We start from the raw sequence: 7,336 nt of genomic DNA on the forward strand, positions 1-7,336 counted from the left end.
GGAGCGATTAGAACTCTACACACCCCCTCGGGGGCCCTGAAACGGGGGGTCCCCAAAGGGGGAAACCGCAGGTCAGTGCACGAGAGTCAGCACGGTCTCGGATCTCGGCCCGCGGCGGCGCACGGTCCGCGCCTGGAGCCACGCCTCCAGCCGGTCCTCGGACAGCGGCCGGGAGATCAGGTACCCCTGCGCGATGTCGCAGCCCATCGCCACGAGCTGGTCGCGGGCGGCGTCGTCCTCGACGCCCTCGGCCACCACGACGAGCTCCAGCGAGTGGCCCAGCTCGACGATGGAGCGCACCACGGCCATGTCCCCGAGGTCGGTCCCCATCCCGAGCACGAAGCTCTTGTCGATCTTGACCTCGTCCACCGGCAGCTGCCGCAGGTACGCCAGCGAGGAGTACCCGGTGCCGAAGTCGTCGACCGCCAGCACCACGCCCAGCGCGTGCAGCCTGCGCAGGACCGGCATCGACCGCTCCGGGTCCTCCATGACGCTCGACTCGGTCAGCTCGAAGGTCAGCAGCTCGGGCGGGATGTCGTGGCGCCCCAGCGCCTCGGCGACGCGGTCCGGGAAGGACTCGTCGGCCAGGTTGCGCACAGAGAGGTTCACCGCGACCGACATCCGCAGCCCGCGGTCCAGCCACTTGCGCACCTTGACCAGGGCGCACTCCATGACGAACGAGGTCAGCGCGTCGACCAGCCCGGTCGCCTCGACCACCGGGATGAACTCGTCCGGGTCCAGCCGCCCGTACTCCGGGTGCGACCAGCGCACCAGCGCCTCGGCCCCGACGACCTGCCGCTCCGGCAGCGAGACCTTCGGCTGGTAGTGCACCTCCACCTGGCCGGAGTCGAGCGCCTGCCGGAACTGGGTGACCAGCTGGAACCGGCGGAGGAACACCTGGCCCATCGCGGGCGCGTACTGGCGCACCCCGTCCTCGCCGTTGCGCGCCGCCCGGACCGCGACATCGGCCCGTTGCAGCAGCGTGTCGACGTCGTTCTCCGGCTCGCCGTCGCCCGGCGCCGACGACACGTAACCCGCGACGCCCGCGGCCTCGACGACCAGCTTGTCCAGCGGGTACGGCTCGGCGATCACCTCGCGCAGGTGCTTGGCGACCTCGTGCGCCTCGTCCTCGCTGTGGTCGAGCAGCAGCACCGCGAAGGCGTTGGCCTCCAGCCTGGCCAGCGGAGCGTCGGTGCCGAGCGCCTCGCGCATCCGGCGGCCCGCCGCGACCACCATCCGGTCGCCCCAGGTGTAGCCCAGCGCCTCGCTGACGGTGGTCAGCACGTCGAGGTCCATCCGCAGCACCACGGCCGTCCTGCCGTTGCGCAGCTCCTCGGCGGCCATCTCGCGGAAGCCGGTGCGGTTGAGCAGCCCGGTCAGCGGATCGTGATAAGCGTCATGCCGGAGCCGCGCGAGGAGTCGGCGGTTGTCCATCGCGGTGGCCAGGTGGCTCGCGAGCGTGTGCAACAGCCGCACGTCGGCCCGGCCGAAGCCGCGCCAGCGGCTGACCCGGTCATGCGCCTCCACCGCGCCGAGCAGCTGGCTCGCACCGCGCAGCGGCACCACCAGCGACTCGTACGCCCCGCGCTGGCGCAGCGCCCGCCGCACTTCCTCCGGCGCCTCCAGCGTCCGGAACGAACGCACGTGGCTGCCCGGCAGTTGCAGCAGCGGATCGTCGCGGAGAGCGGAAGGAGCGGCCTGCTCCGCGGCCTCCGGCAGCGGATCCCCGGCGACCAGCGTGCTGACCTCGCCGCTCGGGTCCAGCCGGAGCCGCAGCACGACCCGGCTCGCGTTGAGCTGCTCCCGGATCCGCTCGGCCACCGGCTCCCACTCGGTGACCGACACCTCCGCGGCCTCGCCGCCGTCGGACGGTCCACGCGCCGTGGCCTGCCCGGACCGGGCGACGCTGAGGCTGACGTCGCTGAGCGCTTCGAGGTCCCGCTGCTCCCGCAGCAGCCCCGAGTACGCGCGGTAGAGGCCGAGCACTGCGACCGCGACGAGCGCGACCAGCAGCCAGCCCCACAGCGTGCTCCTGGCCACCTCGTAGCTGATCAGGCCGACCGAGGTGTTGAGCAGCCCGACCGCGAGCGTGTTGACCGCCAGCCGCGCGCCGGCCGAGACCCGCATCGCACCGCCGAGCACGTGCAGGGCGGCGAGCGCGAAACCGCAGCTGATCAGCGGAGACGTCAGGGTGCCGACGACCGGCCCGAACCAGTCCGGCCCGATCCCGACGATGGCCTGGTTGACCGCGTGCGCGACCGCGAAGGGCACCGCGATCTCCAGGCACATCACGCCCGCGTTGTAGGCGACGTGGGTGGCGGCCCGCCGCCCGACCTGCGCGCCGAGCCCGGCCAGCAGGTTCGCGGCCAGCACCACCTCGAACGGGGCGGTGAGCAGGCCGAGGATGAGCGGGATCTCGGTGAAGGAGATGGTCCAGCCGACCCGCTTGACGTCCACGTCGATGGTCAGCTGCTCGGCGAGCAGGAAGCCCATCGCCAGCAGCGGCCCGATCAGCAGCAGGTTCGAGTTGTACTGGAACGGCAGCCAGGCCGAGGTCACCGCGGACGCGGCGACGCCGGCGACCAGCACCGCCAGCGAGAAGAAGGTGAAGATCCGGCGGCGCACCGGGTCGACCTCGGCGCGCACGGGTGGACGGGAAGCGTCCAGCGCCGTCTGCGATTCCAGAGAGCGATGACGCTCGATCATCCACCCTCCTCCCCGCCTGGCGACACGGGGGCCGCACCGGATTGCCGTACGGGATCGTGACTCACGACAGGTGACCTTGGCCAGGGGCCAATGGCCCACGACGCACCCCGCCGGCGGGAACGTTCGCCATGTGGGACGGACTTTTCACCGCGTGAAAACCAGCCGACCAGGCAATATCGCGGGCAGGCCAGCTCAGCGGACGCAATCCCGAAACCGGGGGAGAAAGTCGCGAAACGACTGTGAGCATGGCCGCAACAACCGAACCGCGCCGTCACGGTACGTGTCCACCCGCGACGGGTGGTGACGATCTTCGAGGCTAGCCTATCCCGATCTCGTCCAGGAAGTCCCGCACGGCCCGGTCGAGGTCGGCCAGCCCGGTCTCCTCGATCGGCAGGTGCCCGGCCCCGCGCAGCGCCGCGAACCGGGTCGGCGCCGCCACCCGGTCGAAGAACTGCCGGGACAGCAGCACCGGCAACCAGCGGTCCTCCTCCGGGTGGGCCAGCAGCAGCGGAGCGCCGCGGAAGTCCTCGGGTTCGACCACCGGCGGGGTGCTGAGGTAGCTGCGGACCAGGTTGAACGAGATCCAGTTCCCGCCGCCCAGCGGGTCGGCCCAGACCAGGTCGGCGAACTTGACGTTGTTCGACGCGGCGGCGACGTTGGCCAGCCAGTGCACCGGCACCTTCACCTCCCGCAGCGGCCACGGGGTAAGCGCCAGCATCCCCGAGAAGCTGCTGAGCTCGGGACGTGCGGCGAGCCGCCTGCGCACCTCGCCGCGCCGGGGGTCGGCCAGGCAGGTCACCACGAGCCCGGCCACTTCAGTGCGAGCCGCGACGTCGTAGGCGAGGCGGCCACCCGTTCCGATGCCGAGGAGCACGACCGGCCGCGGGTCCGCGCGGCGCCGCTCGGCGATCAGGTCGACGACGCAGTCGACCCACCTCCGGTAGGTCACCGCCCTCCGGCCGGGATCGCTGAGGCCGAACCCGGGCAGGTCGGGCGCGACGTACTCCAGGCCGTCGGTGGAGGGGAGCCGCCCGTAGGGCGCGAGCATGCGGCCGTAACCGCCTGCACCGTGCAGGGCGACGAGGATCGCGGGGGCGTCCGGTTTGGGCACGAGGTCGAGGTGCACGGTCGCACCGCGCCAGCTCCACCACTCCTCCTGCGGGGCGTTCTCCGCGGTCAGCCGCATGCCGCCGGGAAAGAACTCCTGGTAGTTCAGCCAGTGCGGGTGGTGGGAGTAGCCCTCGCCTGCTTCGGCCGGGCGCTCGGAGGTCGTTCGGGCGTTCGAAGCCACGACTTGAACATACGGCGAAATCCGGACGCGCGTCCGGAGCGCCTCCGCGCACGGGGCCGATCCGCCCGGGCGCGTAGGGTTTTCCGCCGTGCAGGACCCCTACTTCGTCCAGGTCGCCACCGGCGAGCTCGCGGATCTGCTGGGCGCGCTGGACGTCGTGGCCGGCGCGGACCTCAACGACCGCTACCGCAAGCTGATCACGGACTCCCGTCGCGCCCTGGAGGCCGAGCAGATCCGCCTGACCCAGGCCCGCGGTATCGCGAAGCGCCTGATGGTGCTGGTCAAAGCCGCGGGCCCGGACTTCCGCGACGGGCTGGACGAACCGGCCCGCCGCGCCCTGGACGCGGGCCTGACCCAGGCCGATTCCCTGGTGCACGAAGCCCGCTAGGCATTCGTTCACCAGTTCGAATGAACTGATGGCCGGATCATGGCGCGAGGCCGAATGCCCTGGGCACGATGGTTTCAAGCGATCACCGCACGCCGAACCGTCGAACGGAGCAACCATGAACAGCACCCGAAGGAGCCGCACGGCGGTTTCTCCCCTCGCAGCAAGGCAATCCGGATCTCGACCGGCCGCATTCGCCGCACCTGCGGCTAATCTGGCGGAATGGCCATCGACCGAGCGGCCCGGGCCCGCCGCAGGCGCGAACTGCGCGCCGCTGCCGGGCAGGAGGCTGCCCAGCAGCCGACCATCGCGGCGACCACCGCGATGGAGATCGAGGGCCTGTTCACGCCCGCCGCCAGGCACCGGCTGGAGCACCAGGAGTGGGTCGCGGTCGCCAAGCAGGACGACCGCGAGTCCGGCGCGGGTCCACTGGACCTCGAAGCCGAGGTCGTCCGCCTGACGACCCCGCCCACTCCCAGCTGACCTGCCCCGGCCCGGCTGACCCGACCCGGCCCCCACACCGCAGCCACTCCTCGCCTGCATCACGGGAACGGTCCGGCACCTCGTCGGAATGGTCCGGACTCTCGTCCACTGGCACCGCACCGGCGACTACCGGCACCGGAACGGACAGCGGCTCGCACGGGATCCACATAGGACAGTCACAAGGTGTACCGGGCCACCAGCGAAGAAAAGATCAACCCAGGCCGGGAACGCCACCCAAGGCGACGACCGAACAAAAGCCCCCACCGCACCGTGGGGGGCCTGGGGGGTTCGAACCCCCCAACATCAATACGAAGAGAGCCCCGTCCACGCATTCCGTGGACAGGGCTCCCCTACTCTCGAGTGCCGGGTGAAGGATTCGAACCTCCGAAGCTTGCGCGGCTGATTTACAGTCAGCTCCCTTTGGCCACTCGGGCAACCCGGCGTCGCGCGCCAGTTGAACTGGCTTGCGTGGAAAGGATACATACCGGCGTCCACCGGATTGGCAGGGGGGCGTGGCGGTAGCGTGTCGCGTGGACGAATCGTTGCGCTCTGCAGGAGGTAGACAGGTGGCAGACCCGTCATTCGACGTGGTGAGCAAGATCGACCGCCAGGAGGTCGACAACGCGCTGAACCAGGCGGCCAAGGAGTTGGCGAACCGGTTCGACTTCCGCGGCACCGGCACCAAGATCCAGTGGGCAGGCGATGAGGCCGTGACCCTGGAGTCGGAGACCGAGGAGCGCTGCAAGGCGGCGATCGAGGTCTTCAAGGAGAAGCTGATCAAGCGGGGCATCTCGCTCAAGGCGTTCGACGTGGGTGAGCCGGCGTCTTCGGGCCAGGTGTACCGGGTGACCGGCAAGCTGGTGCAGGGCATCGCGCAGGACGTGGCCAAGAAGATCTCGAAGAAGATCCGCGACGAGGGTCCGAAGGGCGTGCAGGCGCAGATCCAGGGCGACCAGCTCCGGGTGACCGGCAAGAAGAAGGACGACCTGCAGGCGGTCATCTCGCTGCTGAAGTCGGCCGACTTCGACGTCGCCCTGCAGTTCGAGAACTACCGGTGACGACCGGCCGCGCGCCGCTGCCGGAGGGGGTGTCCAGGTGAAGGGGATCGTGCTCGCCGGTGGCAGCGGGACGCGGCTGCACCCGCTGACGCAGGCCGTCTCGAAGCAGCTGCTCCCGGTCTACGACAAGCCGATGGTCTACTACCCGCTGTCCGTGCTGATGCTGGCCGGGATCCGGGACGTCCTGCTCATCTCGACGCCCGCCGACCTGCCCCTGTTCCGCAGGCTGCTCGGCGACGGCTCGCAGTTCGGCATCCGGATCGAGTACGCCGAGCAGCCGGAGCCCAACGGGCTCGCGGAGGCGTTCGTGATCGGGGCGGACTTCATCGGCTCGGACCCGGTGGCGCTGGTCCTCGGTGACAACATCTTCTACGGGCACGGGTTCTCCTCGCTGCTGCAGCAGTGCGTGCGGAACCTCGACGGCTGCATGCTGTTCGGCTACCCGGTCAAGGACCCGGAGCGCTACGGCGTCGGCGAGGTCGACGGGGACGGGAAGCTGGTGTCGATCGTGGAGAAGCCGGAGCGCCCGGCTTCCAACAAGGCGATCACCGGCCTGTACTTCTACGACAACGACGTGGTCGACATCGCCCGCGGACTGGCCCCCTCCCCGCGGGGCGAGCTGGAGATCACCGACGTCAACCTGGAGTACCTGCGGCGCGGACGGGCCCGCCTGACCCAGCTGGGGCGCGGGTTCGCGTGGCTGGACACCGGGACGCACTCCTCGCTGCTGGAGGCGTCCCAGTTCGTGCAGGTGCTGGAGAACCGGCAGGGCGTGCGCATCGCGTGCCTGGAGGAGGTGGCGCTGCGGATGGGGTTCATCTCGCCGGAGGAGTGCCACGCGCTCGGCGCGAAGCTGTCGAAGTCGGGTTACGGGCAGTACGTCATGGACGTCGCCCGCGCCGCCGGGGCCCCGGGCTGACCGATCCGCCTGCACGGCAGCCCGGGTCGGCATCGGCAGCCCGGGCCGGGACGGTATCGGCGCCGCAGCCGGATCGTCCGGGCCGGGACCGGCGCGAACCAAGCCACGGCACTCGGGCCGTCCAGACCAGGATCGACGCGGGCGAAGCGTCGAGGCGGCATCTCGGGCGGCCGAACCGCTGGTGTCCCAGGGACTACTGCCGGGCCGCCCGGATCGCCGGGCTGGCGCGCCGAGGTTCCCGGGGCTCCCGCGCCGAAATCGTCGGGGCTGCCGCGCCCGAGACCCCGGGGCTGCCATGGCCAGACCCCGGGGCTTCCGCGCCAAGATCCCGGGGCCCGCGCCGAGATCGTCGCCGGGCTGCCGTGCCCGAGATAACCCGGGCTGCCGTAGCCGAGAGAGCCGGGGTCGCCGCGCCCGAGACCCCTGGCTGCCGCGCCGAAATCGTCGCCGGGCCGCCATGGCCGAGACCCCGAGGTTGCCGTGGCTGAGATCCG

At 71.0% G+C, this 7,336-nt stretch carries 6 protein-coding genes and 1 tRNA gene; 4 read left to right on the forward strand and 3 right to left on the reverse strand.

The window, feature by feature from the left end; translation table 11 throughout:
• Positions 1-72 precede the first annotated feature (72 nt).
• On the reverse strand, positions 73-2,706 hold the full coding sequence (locus ABD691_RS25615; RefSeq protein WP_344683894.1) for a putative bifunctional diguanylate cyclase/phosphodiesterase: 2,634 nt from the start codon (positions 2,704-2,706) through the stop codon (positions 73-75).
• Between the two features lie 316 nt (positions 2,707-3,022).
• Positions 3,023-3,997, reverse strand: coding sequence for an alpha/beta hydrolase (locus tag ABD691_RS25620; protein ID WP_344683896.1), 975 nt, complete (start codon positions 3,995-3,997; stop codon positions 3,023-3,025).
• 88 nt (positions 3,998-4,085) lie between these two features.
• On the opposite strand from ABD691_RS25620, the gene ABD691_RS25625 reads away from it, so the two are divergent.
• Complete coding sequence (locus ABD691_RS25625) at positions 4,086-4,385, forward strand: hypothetical protein (protein WP_344683898.1); 300 nt, start codon at positions 4,086-4,088, stop codon at positions 4,383-4,385.
• A 219-nt stretch (positions 4,386-4,604) separates the two neighbouring features.
• The gene (locus ABD691_RS25630; RefSeq protein WP_344683900.1) at positions 4,605-4,865 is read left to right on the forward strand and encodes a hypothetical protein; all 261 of its coding nucleotides are present in this window, start codon (positions 4,605-4,607) and stop codon (positions 4,863-4,865) included.
• A 361-nt stretch (positions 4,866-5,226) separates the two neighbouring features.
• Here the strand turns inward: ABD691_RS25630 and ABD691_RS25635 are convergent.
• Positions 5,227-5,307: transfer RNA gene (locus tag ABD691_RS25635), tRNA-Tyr, on the reverse strand.
• A 124-nt stretch (positions 5,308-5,431) separates the two neighbouring features.
• On the opposite strand from ABD691_RS25635, the gene ABD691_RS25640 reads away from it, so the two are divergent.
• Entirely contained in the window at positions 5,432-5,923 is a 492-nt protein-coding gene (locus ABD691_RS25640; RefSeq protein WP_344683902.1) for a YajQ family cyclic di-GMP-binding protein, read from the forward strand.
• 37 nt (positions 5,924-5,960) lie between these two features.
• Positions 5,961-6,842, forward strand: coding sequence for a glucose-1-phosphate thymidylyltransferase RfbA (rfbA, locus tag ABD691_RS25645; protein WP_344683904.1), 882 nt, complete (start codon positions 5,961-5,963; stop codon positions 6,840-6,842).
• Positions 6,843-7,336: the final 494 nt, after the last annotated feature.

This window comes from Saccharopolyspora taberi (assembly GCF_039534165.1).
GTDB classification, from domain to species: domain Bacteria; phylum Actinomycetota; class Actinomycetes; order Mycobacteriales; family Pseudonocardiaceae; genus Saccharopolyspora_D; species Saccharopolyspora_D taberi.